This window comes from Xanthomonas cissicola, assembly GCF_008801575.1.
Lineage (GTDB): Bacteria > Pseudomonadota > Gammaproteobacteria > Xanthomonadales > Xanthomonadaceae > Xanthomonas > Xanthomonas cissicola.
The window spans coordinates 1-996 of sequence record NZ_VZPL01000204.1; the positions used below are offsets into that span (position 1 = coordinate 1).

General features: G+C 57.7%; 2 protein-coding genes and 1 pseudogene. All 3 read left to right on the forward strand.

The genetic code is table 11. The features are described 5' to 3' along the window. Positions 1-120: pseudogene (locus F7R02_RS27670) on the forward strand (IS30 family transposase); the annotation flags it as partial. A gap of 313 nt (positions 121-433) precedes the next feature. Next, positions 434-757: a hypothetical protein gene (locus tag F7R02_RS26770; RefSeq protein WP_078589957.1), complete on the forward strand. Its 324-nt coding sequence runs from the start codon at positions 434-436 to the stop codon at positions 755-757. 52 nt (positions 758-809) lie between these two features. Next, positions 810-996, forward strand: a 187-nt coding sequence (locus tag F7R02_RS25550; RefSeq protein WP_151210039.1) for a transposase, incomplete at its 3' end; no start/stop codon positions are given.

Below are 996 nucleotides of genomic sequence, written 5' to 3' on the forward strand. Positions count from 1 at the left end.
AATCACATCGCGTTACTGATGAACACCCGTCCTCGCCAGACACTGGGCTGGAAAACGCCTAGCGAAGCAATGGAAGCGGAAATCGCCGCCTTCAAATCATCTGTTGCACTTGAATCTTGAGACCGCCCTGCTTCCTCCGGTCTCACTGGAAGCGCACCGCCAGGAGCTAAGGCTTAACTTGGTGCAGGGTACTGAACGCACATTCGGCTCTTTGCCAATGGCTGACGTCCTTGAGTACCGTAAGCGTACACATTCATTAGTAGCGCTGGCGCCATTGCACCGCTGGAGTAGGAACCCTGGCCAGGCGGTGCAAGTAACATACGGGGATTGGTTTTGTGCAGATGGCTACGGCAGAGCACTTTATGCGGCAGCAGTATCCGGACTCGTTGTTCGCCGCGGCGAGACCGCCAATGGAATGGGAGGAGTGTCGCCCATGTTCGCGCTGACGCGCGCAGGGCGCAGCTGGCTGTTGCGCCAACCTGGCCTTGCAGAGGCTTTTGATCACTTCAATGGCATTGAAAACAGCACGGCCTGGATTGATGCCAACGGGCAGGGGATTGCTTTCGACACGAACACGGGCGCGATCCTGGGAAGCCTGAGTGAGGTCGACGACTCTACCGCACCGACTCACGTCGACCTCGACCAATGCCCGGAGCCACCCGTGGCCGGGCGAGCGTACGACTATGAGGGACTGACGCTCCACAACGAGGACGGAGCCTACAGCGCGCCGGACATAGGAACTGTGCGTCCTGTGTGAAAACTACTAGGGCCTGTTAACACTAATGGCCCGAGCGATTAAACTATTGGGCATGGAGATCACGCCAGCACAATTTTCTCTGATCGAACACTGCCTGCCGGCGCAGCGCGGCAATGTCAGCATGACCAACCTGCAAGTGGTCAACGCCATCCTTTACGTTGCCGAGCATGGCTGCAAATGGCGCGGCCTACCCAAGCGCTTTGGCAACTGGCATACGGTCTACACACGCATGAACCGTT

Coding starts and splice junctions, on each gene's coding strand:
- F7R02_RS26770 (WP_078589957.1), top strand. CDS start 434: ATGTTCGCGCTGACGCGCGCAGGGCGCAGCTGGCTGTTGCGCCAACCT.